Origin of the sequence: Mycobacterium sp. IS-1556, assembly GCF_001499985.1 — a bacterium.
Lineage (GTDB): Bacteria > Actinomycetota > Actinomycetes > Mycobacteriales > Mycobacteriaceae > Mycobacterium.
The window spans coordinates 158184-173748 of record NZ_LQIM01000038.1 but is presented as its reverse complement, the minus strand read 5'-3'; the positions used below and the strand labels follow the sequence as shown (position 1 = coordinate 173748).

General features: G+C 68.9%; 15 protein-coding genes. 1 reads left to right on the top strand and 14 read right to left on the bottom strand.

The genetic code is table 11. From position 1 onward, the window contains the following. Nucleotides 1-9: 9 nt before the first annotated feature. The 3 genes from AU187_RS19135 to AU187_RS19125 are packed head-to-tail and all read right to left on the bottom strand — an operon-like array spanning nucleotide 10 to nucleotide 4483. Nucleotides 10-1551 (bottom strand): phospholipase D family protein, encoded by a 1542-nt coding sequence (locus AU187_RS19135; RefSeq protein ID WP_059102310.1) that lies wholly within the window; start codon nucleotides 1549-1551, stop codon nucleotides 10-12. Continuing rightward, entirely contained in the window at nucleotides 1548-3098 is a 1551-nt protein-coding gene (locus AU187_RS19130) for a phospholipase D family protein (protein WP_059102123.1), read from the bottom strand. Before AU187_RS19130 ends, AU187_RS19135 begins: the two co-directional genes overlap by 4 nt. Before the next feature lie 35 nt (nucleotides 3099-3133). After that, a complete protein-coding gene (locus AU187_RS19125; protein ID WP_059156943.1) occupies nucleotides 3134-4483 on the bottom strand; it encodes a TIGR01777 family oxidoreductase in 1350 nt (449 codons plus the stop codon). Nucleotides 4484-4578: 95 nt separating this feature from the next. On the opposite strand from AU187_RS19125, the gene AU187_RS19120 reads away from it, so the two are divergent. Next, on the top strand, nucleotides 4579-5253 hold the full coding sequence (locus AU187_RS19120) for a phosphoribosyltransferase (RefSeq protein ID WP_059102121.1): 675 nt from the start codon (nucleotides 4579-4581) through the stop codon (nucleotides 5251-5253). Between the two features lie 22 nt (nucleotides 5254-5275). Here the strand turns inward: AU187_RS19120 and AU187_RS19115 are convergent, their stop codons facing one another. The 11 genes from AU187_RS19115 to ftsW all read right to left on the bottom strand — a co-directional run bounded on the left by AU187_RS19115 (nucleotide 5276) and on the right by ftsW (nucleotide 15565). After that, entirely contained in the window at nucleotides 5276-5602 is a 327-nt protein-coding gene (locus tag AU187_RS19115) for a hypothetical protein (RefSeq protein WP_059102120.1), read from the bottom strand. Between the two features lie 26 nt (nucleotides 5603-5628). Continuing rightward, nucleotides 5629-6441: a DivIVA-like cell division protein Wag31 gene (gene wag31, locus AU187_RS19110; protein WP_059167174.1), complete on the bottom strand. Its 813-nt coding sequence runs from the start codon at nucleotides 6439-6441 to the stop codon at nucleotides 5629-5631. 237 nt (nucleotides 6442-6678) lie between these two features. Beyond that, a complete protein-coding gene (locus AU187_RS19105) occupies nucleotides 6679-6969 on the bottom strand; it encodes a YggT family protein (RefSeq protein WP_059098939.1) in 291 nt (96 codons plus the stop codon). A 103-nt stretch (nucleotides 6970-7072) separates the two neighbouring features. Then, the gene (locus AU187_RS19100; protein ID WP_059098938.1) at nucleotides 7073-7708 is read right to left on the bottom strand and encodes a cell division protein SepF; all 636 of its coding nucleotides are present in this window, start codon (nucleotides 7706-7708) and stop codon (nucleotides 7073-7075) included. A 13-nt stretch (nucleotides 7709-7721) separates the two neighbouring features. Continuing rightward, nucleotides 7722-8534 (bottom strand): YggS family pyridoxal phosphate-dependent enzyme, encoded by an 813-nt coding sequence (locus tag AU187_RS19095; protein ID WP_502687775.1) that lies wholly within the window; start codon nucleotides 8532-8534, stop codon nucleotides 7722-7724. Then, nucleotides 8522-9229: a peptidoglycan editing factor PgeF gene (gene pgeF, locus AU187_RS19090; protein ID WP_059098936.1), complete on the bottom strand. Its 708-nt coding sequence runs from the start codon at nucleotides 9227-9229 to the stop codon at nucleotides 8522-8524. Before pgeF ends, AU187_RS19095 begins: the two co-directional genes overlap by 13 nt. Nucleotides 9230-9243: 14 nt before the next feature. Then, nucleotides 9244-10395: a cell division protein FtsZ gene (gene ftsZ / locus AU187_RS19085; protein WP_059098935.1), complete on the bottom strand. Its 1152-nt coding sequence runs from the start codon at nucleotides 10393-10395 to the stop codon at nucleotides 9244-9246. Nucleotides 10396-10576: 181 nt separating this feature from the next. Further along, a complete protein-coding gene (locus tag AU187_RS19080) occupies nucleotides 10577-11473 on the bottom strand; it encodes a cell division protein FtsQ/DivIB (RefSeq protein ID WP_059098934.1) in 897 nt (298 codons plus the stop codon). Further along, a complete protein-coding gene (murC, locus tag AU187_RS19075; protein WP_059098933.1) occupies nucleotides 11470-12915 on the bottom strand; it encodes a UDP-N-acetylmuramate--L-alanine ligase in 1446 nt (481 codons plus the stop codon). The genes AU187_RS19080 and murC overlap by 4 nt, the downstream gene beginning before the upstream one ends. Continuing rightward, nucleotides 12912-14039 (bottom strand): undecaprenyldiphospho-muramoylpentapeptide beta-N-acetylglucosaminyltransferase, encoded by a 1128-nt coding sequence (gene murG / locus AU187_RS19070; RefSeq protein ID WP_059167173.1) that lies wholly within the window; start codon nucleotides 14037-14039, stop codon nucleotides 12912-12914. Before murG ends, murC begins: the two co-directional genes overlap by 4 nt. Next, nucleotides 14036-15565 carry a putative lipid II flippase FtsW gene (gene ftsW / locus AU187_RS19065; RefSeq protein WP_172800319.1) on the bottom strand — a complete coding sequence of 510 codons (1530 nt, stop codon included), beginning with the start codon at nucleotides 15563-15565 and terminating at the stop codon, nucleotides 14036-14038. Before ftsW ends, murG begins: the two co-directional genes overlap by 4 nt.

The following is a 15565-nucleotide window of genomic DNA, read 5'->3' as shown; positions in this document are numbered from 1 at the left end:
GCCCAATGCTCATACTCGGCGCCTGAGCCGGTCGCGGTACGACCGCCCGTCGGGGTCGTACATGAACCGGTATGCAGGCTCAGCCCACAGCCGCGTCAGCAGCCCGAGCCGTTCGGCTTTGTTCGGACGCAGCCGACCCGGCGGCCTCGGCCCCCTGCGGCCGGACGCGTGCCACGCTTCCAACGCCTCGGCGGCGGCGACGATCTCGTCTACCGCGCTGACCGGATCGACCAGTCCCCCGTCCTCGCTGCCGTCCTCGGCTCGGTCCAAGTGCTCGCGCAACAATCGCAACCTGAAGTCACGGGCGAAGACACCGTCCTCGTCCAGCACCGCGCAGGACAGTTCGCTGTCGTGCGTCCAGGACCGCCGGTTGAAGTTGTCGCTGCCCGAACACGCCCACACGTCGTCGATCACACATACCTTCGCGTGCACGTAAACCGGTGTGCCTTCGTGGTTCTCGACATCGAAGACGTGCAGCCGATCGGGGCTTGCCTGACGGCAGGTCTCGATCGCCTGCCAGCGGCCAACCTGGTTGGGCGGCAACGCCAGCCGACCGTCCACGTCGGGGTAGCGCGGCACGACCGCGACCAGATGCAGATCGGGGTTCTCGCGCAGGGCTCGCGCGAACAGCTCGGCCACCCGCTTCGACCACAGGTACTGGTCCTCCAGGTAGATCAGCCGGCGGGCGCGCGGCACCGCCTTGCTGTAGGCGCGGGCGATGCTGCGTTCGCCGTGCGGCGCGAAGTCGTACGCGAAGTGTGCGTCCGGGTAGGTGCGCAGCACCTGGACAAGGTGGGTTCCACACGGCGGCGGATCCGGCGGCTGTTCGGGCAGCGTGTCGGCGGTCATGTCGGCTCCGCCGAACTTGTCCCGAAGCCATGCCAGCGGGTTCAGCATGTCGAGCGACGCCGGGTCGTTCCACCGCTCACGAAACGTCATGTCGAGTGCGCCGACGACCGGTCCCTGCAGCCGCAGCTGGACGTCATGCCACGGCGGGTGCTCACCGTACCGACTCGACATCTGCACCGCCTGCGCATCCCCGCGGTGCGAGGCATCGTCTCGACGCGAATGGCACAGGTCGATGCCGCCCGCAAACACCACATCGCGCTCCGGCGCGCCGGGATGCCGGATCACGACCAGCTTCTGGTGATGCGAACCGCCGATCCGGACCCGCTGGTCCAGCAGCACTTCACCGCCCGCCTCCTCGATGTGCTCTCCGAGGTGGCGGTTCTCCTCCTCGCTGTAGGCCAGCTTGTCCAGATGCGACCGCCACACCAGACCTTTGACGATCACACCGCGTTCGGCTGCGCGGCAGAACAATTCGCGCACCGTCGGGCCGTCGTCACGCATCTTCTCGTCCGGATCCCCACGCCAGTCGGTGAAGAACACGTAGTCGCCCGCCTGCAGCGCTTCCACCTCGGTGGCAAGGTGCTCGAAATATGTCGCGCCGTGCACGAGCGGTTCGACGCGGTTGCCCGAGCACCACGCCGGCAGGTCGGAGGCGGGATTGCCCCGTTCCTCCGCCGTGAGGAACCACTCGTGAACGTTCACGGCCACCGCCGCCTCAACAGTCGATCGCGATACGACCGGCCATCCGGGTCGAAGATCATCCGGTACGCCGGTTCGGCCCACAAACGCGTCAACGGATCTACTCGTTCGCTCTCGTGCGGCCGCAATCGCCCCGGCGGCCGCGGCCCTTGGCAGCCCGACTGGTGCCACGCCTCCAAAGCCTCTGCGGCAGACACTATTTCGCGTACCGCTTCGTCGGGTTCGGCCAATCCCTCGTCTTCGCTGCCGTCGTCGGCGCGGTCGAGGTGTTCACGCATCAGCTGCAGCCGTAGGTCGAGTGCGAACGCACCGTCGGCGTCGAGCACCGCGCACGACAGCTCACTGTCGTGCGTCCAGGACCGCCGGTTGAAGTTGTCGCTACCGATGCAGGCCCAGGTGTCGTCGATGACGCAAACCTTGGAATGCACGTAAACCGGTGTGCCCTCGTGGTTCTCGACGTCGAACACGTGCACTCGCTCGGGCGCGGCGCGGCGGCATGCATCCAGCGCAAGCTGTCGCCCGACCAGCGTCGGGGGCCGGCCCAGGCCGCCCTCCAGGTCGAAATAGCGCGGCACGACCGCCACCAGATGTAGATCCTCGTTCGCGCTCAACGCGTCGACCAGCAGCCGCGCGACCTCCTCTGACCACAGGTATTGGTCTTCGAGATAGATCAGGCGCCGGGCCCGCCGGACCGCTTTGGTGTAGCCGCGGGCGATGCTGCGCTCACCCTCCTTGGCGAATTCGTACTGGATCAACGCATCGCCGTAGGTTCGCAACACCTGCACCGCGTGCGATCCGCAGCGCGGTGGGTCGGGCGGCTGCTCCGGCAGCGGATGCCGCGCGGCCTCGGACCCGAGAAACCGGTCGCGTAACCACGCCAGCGGATTGAACAAGTCGAGCGGCGCACGGGCCGTCCAGCGTTCACGGAACGTGGTGTCCAGCGCGCCGATGACGGGACCGCGCACCTGCAGCTGCACGTCATGCCACGGTGGGCGCTCGCCGTACCGGCTCGACATCTGCACCGCCTGCGGGTCACCTCGGTGCGACGCGTCGTCCCGCCGGGAGTGGCACAGATCGATGCCGCCGATGAACGCGACGTCGCGGTGCGGTTCGTCGGGATGGCGGAGCAGAACCAGTCGCTGATGATGCGACCCGCCGACCAGCACCCGTTGGTCGAGCAGCACTTCGCCGCCGGCCCGCTCGATCGTCTCGGCGAGATGGCGGTTCTGTTCCTCGTTGAACTGCAATCGGTTCGGATACGACCGCCACATCAGCCCTTTCACCAGGACGCCGCGTTCCGCCGCCGCGCGGAACAGCTCCGCGACGGTCGGCCCGTCGTCGCGCAGTCGCTCATCGGCGTCGCCTCGCCAGTCGGCGAAGAACAGGTGATCGCCGGCCCCGAGTGCCTCTACCTCGGTGACGAGCCGATCGAAGTACGTCGCGCCGTGAATGAGGGCTTCGGCCTGGTTGCCCTCGCTCCATGCCGGCAGTGCCCAATTCGGGTTGCCGCGCTCACCTGACGTGAGGAACCACTCGGCCAGCACTGACACCCCGTGGAGTGCCCGCTCGCGCGTCAATTTATCCGTCAGCCGTGCCCGAGCTCATGAGCGAGCGCGGCGTCGAGGGACGGATGACGGAATCGGTGGCCCACCGTCTGCAGTTTGGCCGGCACCACCCGTTGGTCGGCCTCGGCGAGCTCACGGGCCCCCTGCTCCCCCAGCAGCAGCCGCGGACCCAGCGAGGGTACCGGCACGATCGCCGGTCGCCGCAATACCCGCGCCAGCGTCCTGGTGTAGTCGGTGTTGCGCACCGGGTGGGGCGCAACCGCGTTGACCGGACCGGTCAGCCGGGCGTCGTAGAGCGCGCGGTGGTAGACGTCCAGCAGGTCGTCGAGCGCGATCCACGCCAACCACTGACTGCCGCTGCCCAGCCGCCCGCCCAGGCCGGCGGCGAACAGCGGTCGCAGCAGCCGCAGCGTGCCTCCACGCGCGGACTGCACGATTCCCGTCCGCACGGTGACGACCCGCAGTCCCGCGTCAATGGCAGGTGTGGTCGCCGCCTCCCAGTCCGCCACCACATCGGCGAGAAAACCGTCGCCGCGCACGCTTTCCTCGGCCAATACCGCATCGCCACGGTCGAAGCCGTAGATGCCGACCGCCGAAGCGCTGACGAACACCCCCGGTCCGTCCGAGGCGTCGGCCGCGGCCTCGGCCAGCCGGCGGGTCGGTTCGACGCGGCTGGCACGCACGGCGTCCTTGTGCGCGTCGGTGAAACGCCCGGCGATCGACGAGGCAGCCAGATGCACGACCGCGTCCACGCCGCTCAGCAGGTCACGATGCGGCCGATCGGGATTCCACTGCCGCTCGTCGGGGCCGTGCGCCGCCCGTCGTACCAGCCGGATCACCCGGTGGCCGCCGGTGCTCAGAAACGCCGACAATGCCGAGCCGACAAGGCCGGACGCTCCGCTGACCGCGACGGTGAGCGGTCGCAGGCCGGCGGCGGCGCCGCTGCGGTGCGCGGCGAGGTCGTCGGCCAGTTGCCGATGGCGGTAGACGAACATGGGCCGCAGCGCCGCCGCGGGCACCGGGGTGGCGACGTGGTCGTAGACCGTCGTGCCGCCGGGCGCCGGGGCGAACTCGTGGGTGTGCGTCCACCTGCCGACCAGGCGCGGCGGCCACGAGGCCGGTCCCTGCGTGGACAGCACGTCGACGAAGCGGCGCGGCGGGTCGTAGCGGGCGGGATCGTGCTGTGCGACCCAGCGCAGACCGCCGGGTAGTCCGAGCACCGCCTGCCCGTCGGCCAGTGAGCCCGCTTCGGCCACCACCTTCATCGGCTGCCACGGCGGGACCAGCCGCCTCATCGCACCGGGGCGCGCGTGCCACGCGAACACCTCGTCCAATGGATGTTCGACGACGCTGCGGTACTCGATTCCCATGACTGATATTCGCTCCCGTCGCGCCGGTGGATTGTGCCCGGGTGGGGTACCCACGGACATAGGCTGACAAAGTCCCGACATCGAAACGAACTGTGATGAGCGGATGGAGCGGGCTCGCCCGCCGAAGCGCCAGACGTGTGTATCAGAACCGCCGAGACGCCGGCGAAGTCTTGGCGAACGAGTTGACGTCCTACCGCGATCAGGATCTGGTGGTGCTGGGGCTGGCGCGCGGCGGCGTGCCGGTCGGTTGGCAGGTGGCGCACGCGCTGCACGCCCCGCTTGACGTGTTCCTGGTCCGCAAGCTGGGCGTGCCGCAGTGGGAGGAGCTCGCGATGGGCGCGCTGGCCAGCGGGGGCGGCGTGGTCATCAACGACAACCTGGTGAGCAACCTCGGGATCGGTGACGAGGCGCTGCAGGCCGCGATCGCGCGCGAAACCGAGGAGCTGAATCGCCGTGAGCGGGCCTACCGCGGCGACCGCCCACCCCTCGAGCTCGCGGGCAAGACCGTGATCCTGGTCGACGACGGGATCGCCACCGGCGCCAGCATGCTCGCCGCGGTGCGCGCCGTTCGCGCCCAGAATCCGGCTCGGATCGTCGTCGCGGTTCCGGTCGGACCACCGTCGGCTTGTCGGGAGTTGGCCAAGGAAGCAGACGAGGTGGTGTGCGCGACGATGCCGGCGGGGTTCGAAGCGGTCGGCCAGGTGTTCGCCGACTTCCACCAGGTCACCGATGATGAAGTCCGCGAATTACTCGCGGCGCCAACGATTTAGACGACTCAGCGGCTCGACTGGCTCAGCGGCGGTCTTCGCCGGAATCGGCCTGTTCGACGATCGTGGTCTCGGACTCCGCCTCGGATTCGTCCGCGTATTCTGGTTCGTCTTCAGCCGGGGTGTCGTCCGGATAGTCCTCGTAGTACTCGGGTTCCGCGTCGGCCTGCTCCTCGTCGGTGCCGGCCGCTCGGCCACGGGAGCGTTCCCTGACCGCGTCGACGATCAGGAGCAGGACACCGATGACACTGGCGGCGATACAGACCCAGGCGATCAGCTCATTGCTTGTGACGACCGCGGTCACGAGCGCGGCGAGGCCGATGACAGCGAGGACGAGCGCAACGATCAGCATTGATCAACCCTAGGTCTTCAGTGCGCTCAGTTGTTTCCCCGGTTGAACTGATTGAACCCACCGCCGTCGTTACCAGCACTGGAGTCGACTGGTGCGGCCGAGCCGCGCTGGCCCAACTCCTCGAGTTGAGACTCCAGATACGTCTTGAGCCGGGTGCGGTATTCGCGTTCGAACGTGCGCAACTGTTCGAGGCGGCCCTCCAAAACTGTGCGCTGCTGGTTGATGGTGCCCATGATCTCGGAGTGCTTGCGCTCGGCGTCGGCCTGCAGGGCGTCGGCCTTCTCCTGCGCCTGGCGCAGCTGGGCCTCGGATCGGGTCTGGGCGTCGGCCAGCATGGCATCGGCGCGCTGACGCGCATCGGCGACGGTGGTCTCGGCCGTCTGCCGCGCCTCGCTGACCATCGCGTCGGCCTGCGCGCGCGCATCGGCGAGCAGTTTCTCCGACTCTGCCTTCGCAGTGCTGGTCAACCGGTCGGCGGTGTCCTGGGCGAGGCTCAAAACCTTGGCTGCCTTCAGCGCCTGATCCTCGCTGACCTGCGCGGAGGGGGCCTCATAGGCCGGCTGCTGCGGGGCAGGCGCCGGGGTGGGCTCGGGGGCGGGCTGCTCGTAGACCGGCATGGCCTGCGTCGACTGGCCGGTGCCACCGGAGCCGGCGGAGGCCAGCTCCTGGTCCAGCTCGGCGACGCGCTGACGGAGGTCGGCGTTCTCCTCGATGAGCCGCGTCAGCTCGTTCTCCACCAAGTCGAGGAACGCGTCGACCTCATCCTCGTTGTAGCCGCGCTTGCCAATGGGTGGCTTGCTGAACGCGACATTGTGAACGTCGGCGGGTGTGAGCGGCATTGTCGCCCCCTTGAAGTCTGGACAGTCAACCGGTCTCAAAGTGTAGAGCTTGGGTGGAACGTAACTGGCGTCCATCCTGTCACACCAGCCGCGGCCGTTGCAGAAGTGGATGAAATTAAGAACGAATTTCAAACATCGTCGGACGTTCGGGGACGATTTCGCGGCTCAATTTCGGCCCCGGCAAATCGTGTCCGCAACTCGCAGCGGGCCCCGATCACCGCGCGGCGCGGCCGGGGCTCAGGCGGCCGCGCCGAACGCCAGTTGCATGCCGATGAAGGCGACCAGCAGCAAGACCATGATCGACAGGTCGAACCGCACCGCACCTATCGTGAGCTGCGGAATGAGGCGTCGCAGCAGTTTCACCGGCGGGTCCGTCACCGTCATGATGATCTCCAGGATCACCACCGTCGCGCCCTTGGGATGCCAGTCGCGGGAGAACGACCGGATGAACTCCACCACGACCCGGGCGATCAACAGCAGCCAGAACACGAACAGGGCGAAGCCCAGGATTTCGAAGAAGAGCGACAACGGAGCCGACCTCGCTACGGGCAGGGGTGTGACATCAGATACAGCCCTCGCGGCTGGTCACGCCCGAGGTGCGACGCCAGCCTACCTGTCCGTTCCGGAGTGCCTACTGATAGGCGTAGAAGCCCGCCTCGGCGATGCGGCGCCGCTCCTCGGCGCTGACGTCGATGTCCGCGGGTGACAACAGGAAGACCTTGGTGGCGACCTTGTCGAACGAACCCCTCAGCGCGAACGCAAGGCCGGCGGCGAAGTCGACCAGGCGCTTGGCGTCGGCGTTGTCCATCGACACCAGGTCCATGATCACCGGGGTGCCGTCGCGGAACCGCTCGCCGATCGTGCGCGCCTCGCTGTAGTCCTTGGGCCGCAGCGTGGTGATCTTGGACAGCGGGCTGCCCGCCTCGAACAACTCGGCCATCCGGCGGGGGTCCATCGCCAGCGCGCCGCGGGTCGCACCGCGCATCGGCGCGAATCGTGGTGCGGGACGGTCGAATTCGCGGGGTCGCAGCCTCGGCTCGAACCGGTCGTCGTAACCGCCCCGGTAGCCGGCCGGCGCGTCGTCGTACTCGCGGTCGTCGTAGCCCCGGAGGCCCGGGCCGTAGCCCTCCTCGTCGAAGCGGTCGTCGCGGCTACGGCGCGAATATCCACGGGAGGCGCCGCGGTCGTCGTCCTCGTAGTACTCGTCGTCGTAGTCATCCATCGGGGCCATACCGAAGTAGGCCTTGACCTTGTGAAGTGTGCTCATCGCTCGACCCTTCTCATGCCCTGGACTCTGGTGTCTGTGATGAATGTGTGACTGGAGTGACTACTTCTGGTGACGGTAGAGGACGTTGTCCCAATAACGCGGTACCGACACGCACACACGTCGAGCCGTGTTTGACCGCCGCCTCGAGGTCGTCGGACATGCCCGCCGACAACTGCAGACGTTGCTGGTAGGCCGCCTGCACCCGCTGATGTTCGGCCTGCAGACGCGCGAACGCGGCGTCGGGGTCGGCACCGAGGGGCGGCATCGCCATCAGGCCGACGAACTCCAACGCAGGCGCCGCGTGCGCGGCCGCGCACAGTTCGTCGACTTGCTCGGGCCTGTTGACGTCGACGCCGCCCCGGCTCTCGTCGCCATCAAGGCTCACCTGGATGAAGACGCGCAGCGGTTCGGCGCGGCGGCCGTCCTCGAGCGCGTCGGCGGCCGCGCGGTTCAGGGTGGCTGTCAATCGGTGGCTGTCGACGGAGTGCGCCGCATACGCCCAGCCCGCGATGGACCGCGCTTTGTTGCGTTGAATCCGTCCGACCATGTGCCAGCGAATGGCCGCGACATTCGCCATCGAAGCGATTTCTTTGACTTTATTCGACGCTTCCTGTTCGCGTGACTCGCCAAAAGCTTCGCATCCCAAACGGCGCAAAATAATGACATCGGTTGCCGGAAAGAATTTGGTCACCGGTAGTAATTCAATTTCGTCGATATCGCGTCCGGCGGCGCCGGCGGCGGCGGCGATTCGGGCGCGGACGGCGGCCAGCGATTCGGCCAACTCGAGTTCGCGCGGCGTAGGCAAGGCGTCCGTCACTCCATCCACACCAGCGATGCAAGCCGCCCGGTCGGCGCGTCGCGCCGGTGGCTGAACAGGTCGCGGTCCTCGACCGTGCAACGCGGGTCGACGTCGATGGCGGCGACACCCAAAGTGGTTAGTTGCCGGGAGATTCCGGCTCGCAGATCGAGTCCGGGCGTATTCTTCGCGGTCGTCGTGCGGCTGCCGGGCAGGGTGGTCTCCACCTCCGCGGCCATCGCCTCCGGAACCTCGTAGTTGCGGCCGCTGACCGCGGGGCCCAGTAGAGCCGAGATGTCCTCGGCCCGCGCACCCAGCGCGATCATCGTCTCGACCGTGCGCGCCACGACGCCTTTCTGTGCGCCGACCCGTCCGGCGTGCACGGCAGCCACCACTCCTGCCCGCGCGTCGCCCAATAAAACGGGAACGCAATCGGCGGTAACCACCGCCAATGCCAAACGCGGTCGGGTCGTAACCAATGCGTCAGTATTGTCGACCGGCACGTCCGGCGCATGGTCCACCACAGCGACGTGATCGCCGTGCACCTGATTCATCCAGACGATTCCGTGGTCCCCCAATCCGACCGCCGCGCTCAACCGCTTGCGGTTGGCGGCGACGGCAGCCGGGTCGTCGCCCACGTGGTCGCCGAGGTTGAAGGTGTCGAAGGGCGGCGCGGAGAAGCCGCCGGCGCGTGTGGTGGTCACGCGCCGTATCCGAACCGTCACGGTCGCCAGTATGGCTAGTGGCGCATGAACGGTGGCACGTCGACGTCGTCGTCGGCGATGCCGCCGTCGTCTCCGCCGATGCTGACCGTCGCGCCGTTGGTGTGCACCGGCACGCTCGCCGGATCGGCAGGGTCGAACAGCGACGTGGTCACCTTGCCGGCCTTGCCGGGCGTGATGCCCTGCCCCTCGGCGGGACTGACCACCGGTTTGCGCCCTGGGCCGGTGGAGTCGAACCCTGCGGCGATCACGGTCACGCGGACCTCGTCGCCCAGCGAGTCGTCGATGACGGTGCCGAAGATGATGTTGGCATCTGGATGGGCGGCGTCCTGGACGAGCGATGCGGCCTCGTTGATCTCGAACAGACCGAGATCACTGCCGCCGGCTACCGAGAGCAGCACGCCCTGCGCGCCCTCCATCGACGCCTCCAGCAGCGGCGAGTTGATCGCGATCTCGGCGGCCTTGAGCGCGCGGCCGTCGCCGCGGGCCGAACCGATGCCCATGAGCGCGGTGCCCGCCCCGCTCATCACGCCCTTGACGTCGGCGAAGTCGACGTTGATCAGGCCCGGCGTGGTGATCAGGTCGGTGATGCCCTGCACGCCGTTGAGCAGCACTTCGTCGGCGCTGCGGAAGGCGTCCATCAGCGACACCGCGGCGTCGCCCATCTGCAGCAGTCGATCGTTGGGGATGACGATCAGGGTGTCGCAACTCTCCCGCAGCGCCTGAATGCCGTTCTCGGCCTGGTTGCTGCGCCGTTTGCCCTCGAACGAGAACGGCCGCGTCACCACACCGACGGTCAATGCGCCCAGTTTTCGCGCGATCGTTGCCACCACGGGTGCGCCGCCCGTGCCGGTGCCGCCGCCCTCGCCCGCGGTGACGAACACCATGTCGGCGCCGCGCAGAAGCTCCTCGATGTCGTCCTTGGCGTCCTCGGCGGCTTTGCGCCCGACTTCGGGGTCGGCGCCGGCGCCGAGGCCACGGGTGGAGTCGCGACCGACGTCGAGCTTCACGTCGGCGTCGCTCATCAACAACGCCTGCGCGTCGGTGTTGATGGCGATGAACTCCACGCCCTTGAGGCCTTGCTCGATCATCCGGTTGACGGCGTTGACGCCGCCGCCACCGATGCCGACCACCTTGATGACGGCGAGGTAGTTGTGTGGGGGGGTCATTGCGATCCCTTCCTCCCGGGTTGGCTGTCGACACGCCGACCGCTTGGCAAACCCTAAACCTCAACCAGAGGGTTATAGTTATGTCAAGTTGTTTCCGCGCAACCAGAACGGTAGGGCGAGGTCGAGCGGTTGCCATGCAGGCGCGCCGACGTGTCGCAGATTTTTCCCCTCGCGTGTGCGGCTACTTCACCGTCGGCAGGTCCGGGCTCGACACGTCGTAGGTCTGTCCGGGCTGGGTGAGCAGCGCCCCGAGTTTCAATGCCTTCTCTTCGGTGCGATCGGTGGTGCCCCAGATCACCTGTCTGCCGTCGACGAGCTGCAAGGTGATGGCCGCGACCGACGGCGCCGCGATTCGCGCGACCTGGGCGGCGACCTCCGGACGCAGCGACGTCATCACCTGCAGCGCCGCCTTCGTCGGCCCGTCGTTGGGGCCGGGGTGATCGGTGTCGAGATACGGCACCCCCGGCGGCGGCGGACCGATCGCGAAGTCCACGCCGTCGCGGTCGAACAGGTGCGGTCCGTCGGGATAGTCCTTGACCACCACCGGCACTCGCTCCTCGACGGTGATCCGCAGGGTCGACGGATACTGGCGTTGGACGCGCGCGCTGGCGACCCGCCGGATCGTCGCCACCCGTTCGGCGACGTTGTCGGTGTTCACCTGCAGAAGCGGCGTGCCCGGCGCGACAGCCGCGGCGGCGACGACCTCCTCCCGCGTCACCGCGCCCAACCCGGTGACCACGGTGTTGCGCACGGCCATGACCGGCGTGAAGTACAGCAGCAGCCCCAGTCCGACGACGATCACGCTGACCAGCGCGGACCACATCAGCACCTTCAAGCCTCGGACCGTGCCGCGGCCGAGCTTGCGGGTGTTCTCGGCGGGCTTGCCGAGCGCGCGCCGCTTTGCCTCCCTGCGGGCCTGCTCGATCGCGGTGGCGCGGGCCTGCGCGGCGCGGCGCTCTTCCCGCTCGCGGCGTGCCCGCCGCCGCGGCCCCTCGAAATCCGGAGCCGCCGCAGGGGCCGCCGGTGTCTCGGGCGCGTCCGCCTGCTCGGTCGGGCCGCTGTCGGTCGGCTCGGTCATCGCGACCCCGGGGTGCCGCGGTTTGCCTTGACCCGCAGCGCGGCAAGGATTTCGGCGCCGAGAATGGTCACATCACCGGCGCCCATGGTGACCACGACGTCGCCCGACGCGGCGGCCTCGGCCACGCGCGCCGGCACCGCGGACAGGTCCGGCACGTACGTCACGGGCACGCCGACGTGTTCGGCGACGCTGGCGCCGCTGACGCCGGCGATCGGTTGTTCGCGGGCCGCGTACACGTCGAGCACGAACACTTCGTCGGCGCCGTCGAGCGCCTGCCCGAAGTCACGCGCGAAAGTCTGTGTGCGCGAATACAAGTGCGGCTGGAACACCACGATGGACCGGCCGCCGGACTGTTCGGTCACTGTGCGCACCGCGCTCAGCGTGGCCCGAACCTCGGTCGGATGGTGCGCGTAGTCGTCAAAGACGCGGACACCGCCGGCCGTTCCGACCAACTCGAACCGGCGGCGCACCCCTTCGAAGCCGGCCAGCCCGTCGAGCACGGCGTCGACCGGTGCGCCCACCTCGATCGCCGCCAGCACCGCCGCGATCGCGTTGAGCGCCATATGCCGTCCCGGCACCGAAAGGCGCATCACCCGCGGTTGCGGTTCGCCGGCGAGCCGGATGTGGGCCACCGCACCGGTGTCGTGCTGCTCCCAGCTCAGCAGCGTGCCCTGCAGGGGCAGGACCGGGTCGCTGCCGTACCGCAGCACGCGGATACCCAATTCCGCGGTGCGCTCCGCGAGCGCCGCGGCACCCGGGTCGTCGGTGCAGACAACCAGTGCGCCACCGGGTTTGAGGCGTTCGACGAAGTCGTCGAACACCGCGCCGTAGGCCTCGGCGCTGCCGAAGAAGTCGAGATGGTCGGCCTCGATGTTCGTCACCACCGCGACGTCGGGGGTGTACTCCAGCAGTGAGCCGTCGCTTTCGTCGGCCTCGGCGACGAAGCAGTCGCCGCTGCCGTTGTGTGCGTTGGTGCCGGCCTCGCCGAGGTCCCCGCCGACGGCGAAGGACGGGTCGAAACCGCTGTGCTGCAAGGCCACGATGAGCATCGACGTGGTTGTGGTCTTGCCGTGCGTGCCGGTCACCATCAAGGTGGTGTATCCCGCCATCAGCTTGGCCAGCACCACCGGCCGCAGGATCACCGGGATACCGCGCCGCCGCGCCTCGACCAGTTCGGGATTGGTCTTCGGGATCGCGGCGTGGGTGGTGACAACCGCGGTCGGCCCACCGGGCAGCAGGTCCAGCGAGGACGCATCGTGCCCGATCCGGATCGCCGCGCCGCGGGCCCGCAGCGCGGCCACCGCGCGGGACTCCTTGGCGTCGGAGCCCGACACCAGCCCGCCGCGGTCCAGCAGGATGCGAGCGATACCCGACATGCCCGCGCCGCCGATGCCGACCATGTGCACCCGCTGCAGCTCGTCCGGCAGCGACTTCGCTTTCATCGCAGGCTCTTTCGTCTGGGGCCGCGCGCGACCTCGAGAGCGATCTCGGCGACCCGCCTGGCCGCGTCGCGGTGACCGGCCAGCGCGGCGGCCGCGGTCATCGTCTGCATCCGGCCGGGGTCGGTGAGCAGGTTCACGACGGTGTCGGCGACGACGCCCGGCGACAGGTCGGCGTCCTCGACGATCAGCCCGCCGCCGGCTTCGACCACGGGCAGTGCGTTGAGCCGTTGCTCGCCGTTGCCGATCGGCAGCGGCACGTACACCGCGGGCAGCCCGACCGCGGTCAGTTCGGCGACCGTCATCGCGCCGGATCGGCAGATCGCCAGGTCCGCTGCGGCGTACGCCAGATCCATCCGGTCCAGATACGGCACCGCGACATAGGGCGGGTCGCCGTCGGCGGGCTCGCGCAGGACGAGGGTGTTCTTGGGGCCGTGGGCGTGCAATACCGAAATTCCAGCAGCGGCAAGGTCTTTGGCCGCGGCCGACACTGCACCGTTGAGGGACTGGGCACCCTGCGATCCGCCGAACACCAACAGCACGCGGGCATCCGGGGCGAATCCGAAGTGGGCGCGGGCCTCGGCCCGCAATGCCATCCGGTCCAGCGAGGTGATCGCCGCGCGCACCGGCACGCCGACCACCTCGACATCGCCCAACCCGGGGTCGGGCACCGCCGAGAGGATCCGCCGCGCCGATCGGGCCCCGACCCGGTTGGCCCAGCCGGCGCTGGCGTTCGCCTCGTGCACCACCACCGGCACCCGCCGGCGTCGTCGCAGGCTGTGCGAGGCCAGATATGCCGGCACCGCGACATAGCCTCCGAATCCGACGATGACGTCGGCCTGGACCTCGTCGAGCACCGCCCGGGTCTGCCGAACGGCCCGTCGCAGCCGCACGGGCAGGCGGACGAGATCACCGGAGAGTTTGCGCGGCAAAGGCACCGGCTGGATGAGTTCGAGGTGGTAACCGCGTTGAGGCACCAGCCGGGTCTCCAGGCCGCGGGGCGTGCCCAGCGCCGTGATCCGCACAGTCGGGCTGAGCGCGGCCAGGGCGTCGGCCACCGCCATCGCCGGTTCGACGTGCCCCGCGGTGCCGCCGCCCGCGAGTACCACGGAGACCGTGTCGTTCACCCGTAACGCTGACCTTCCAGTGCGCGCCGCCGGCTTCTGTCCGAACGGCCGCCTCCATGATGCCTTGCGGCCCGTACCGGCCCGCCGGCCGTCTGACGTTTGCGACGGTCGCCGGCGGCCTGCTTGCGCGCGGGCTTGGGGGCCTGCTTGGCCGCGGGCTTGGCAGGCCGGGCGCGTTTGCCCTTGCTCGGTTTGCCGGACCGCTCGGCGCCGCGCCTGTTGAGCCGGTCGCGCAGCGCCTCGGTGCGCGACGGCACATAGGGTGCGGGCAGCGGCAACCGCAGCAGGTTGTTGACGCGATCGTCGCGGCCGGCGCGCAGAGCCGCCACCGCCTCGGGTTCGTGCCGCGCCGCGTTCGCCATGATGCCGATCATCAGAAGCGTTGTCGCCGTTGATGTTCCGCCCGCAGAGATCAGCGGCAGCTGCAGCCCGGTGACCGGCAGCAACCCGACCACGTAGCCGACGTTGATGAATACCTGGCCCATGATCCACAACGTCGCGGTGGCGGTCAGCAGGCGCAGGAACGGGTCGGCAGAGCGCCGGGCGATGCGCATACCGGTGTAGGCGAACAGGCCGAACAGACACAACAGCCCCGCCGCGCCGATGAAGCCCAGCTCCTCGCCGATGATGGCGAAGATGAAGTCGTTGTGCGCGTTGGGCAGGTAGTTCCACTTGGCCGCGCCCTGGCCCAGACCGTCCCCGAACACCCCGCCGTTGGCCAGCGCGAACCGTGCCTGACGGGCCTGATACCCCGACCCCTGCGTGTCGGCCGCGGGGTTCAGCCAGGACTGCACCCGCGCCGACCGATAGCCCTCGGCCATGGCGAGTACGGCGGCCGACACCACGACCATGAACAGTGAGGACACGAACACCCGCAGCGGCAGCCCCGCGTACCACAGCAGGCCCAACAGGATGATGCCCAGCGACACGGTTTGTCCGAGGTCGGGCTGCGCGACGATGAGCGCCAGCGCGACGAACGCGGCCGGCACCAGCGGGATCAGCATCTCCTTGAGCGAGGCCTGTTCCATGCGGCGGGCGGCCAGCAGATGCGCGCCCCAGATGGCGAATGCGATCTTGGCCAGCTCCGAGGGCTGCATCGACAGTCCCGCGACCACGAACCAGCCCCGAGAACCGTTGGCCACCGTGCCGATTCCCGGGATCAGCACCAGGATCAGCAGCACGATCGTGATCGCGAAGCCGGAGAAGGCGAGGCTGCGCATCAATTGGATGGGGACGCGCAGCGCGAGGTAGAACGCGAACAGCCCGACGACCGTCCACAGCACCTGCTTGGCGAACACGACCCAGGGCGAGCCGTCCTGGTCGTAGGAGTACACCCCGGATGCCGACAGCACCATCGTCAGCCCGAGAGTGGTCAGCAGGGCGGCAACCGCGATGATCAGGTGGAACGACGTCATCGGCCGGCCGAGCCACGCCCCGAAACGGGTTCGGGGCCCGGCCGTTTCGGGCACCGGCTCCGCCGGCTTGTCCTCGGCGCCCGCCCTGCGAAGCCGCAGCCGGGTCAGGAT

Coding starts and splice junctions, on each gene's coding strand:
- AU187_RS19125 (WP_059156943.1), bottom strand. CDS start 4,483: ATGGGAATCGAGTACCGCAGCGTCGTCGAACATCCATTGGACGAGGTG.
- AU187_RS19120 (WP_059102121.1), top strand. CDS start 4,579: ATGAGCGGATGGAGCGGGCTCGCCCGCCGAAGCGCCAGACGTGTGTAT.
- AU187_RS19115 (WP_059102120.1), bottom strand. CDS start 5,602: ATGCTGATCGTTGCGCTCGTCCTCGCTGTCATCGGCCTCGCCGCGCTC.
- wag31 (WP_059167174.1), bottom strand. CDS start 6,441: ATGCCGCTCACACCCGCCGACGTTCACAATGTCGCGTTCAGCAAGCCA.
- AU187_RS19100 (WP_059098938.1), bottom strand. CDS start 7,708: ATGAGCACACTTCACAAGGTCAAGGCCTACTTCGGTATGGCCCCGATG.
- ftsZ (WP_059098935.1), bottom strand. CDS start 10,395: ATGACCCCCCCACACAACTACCTCGCCGTCATCAAGGTGGTCGGCATC.
- AU187_RS19080 (WP_059098934.1), bottom strand. CDS start 11,473: ATGACCGAGCCGACCGACAGCGGCCCGACCGAGCAGGCGGACGCGCCC.
- murC (WP_059098933.1), bottom strand. CDS start 12,915: ATGAAAGCGAAGTCGCTGCCGGACGAGCTGCAGCGGGTGCACATGGTC.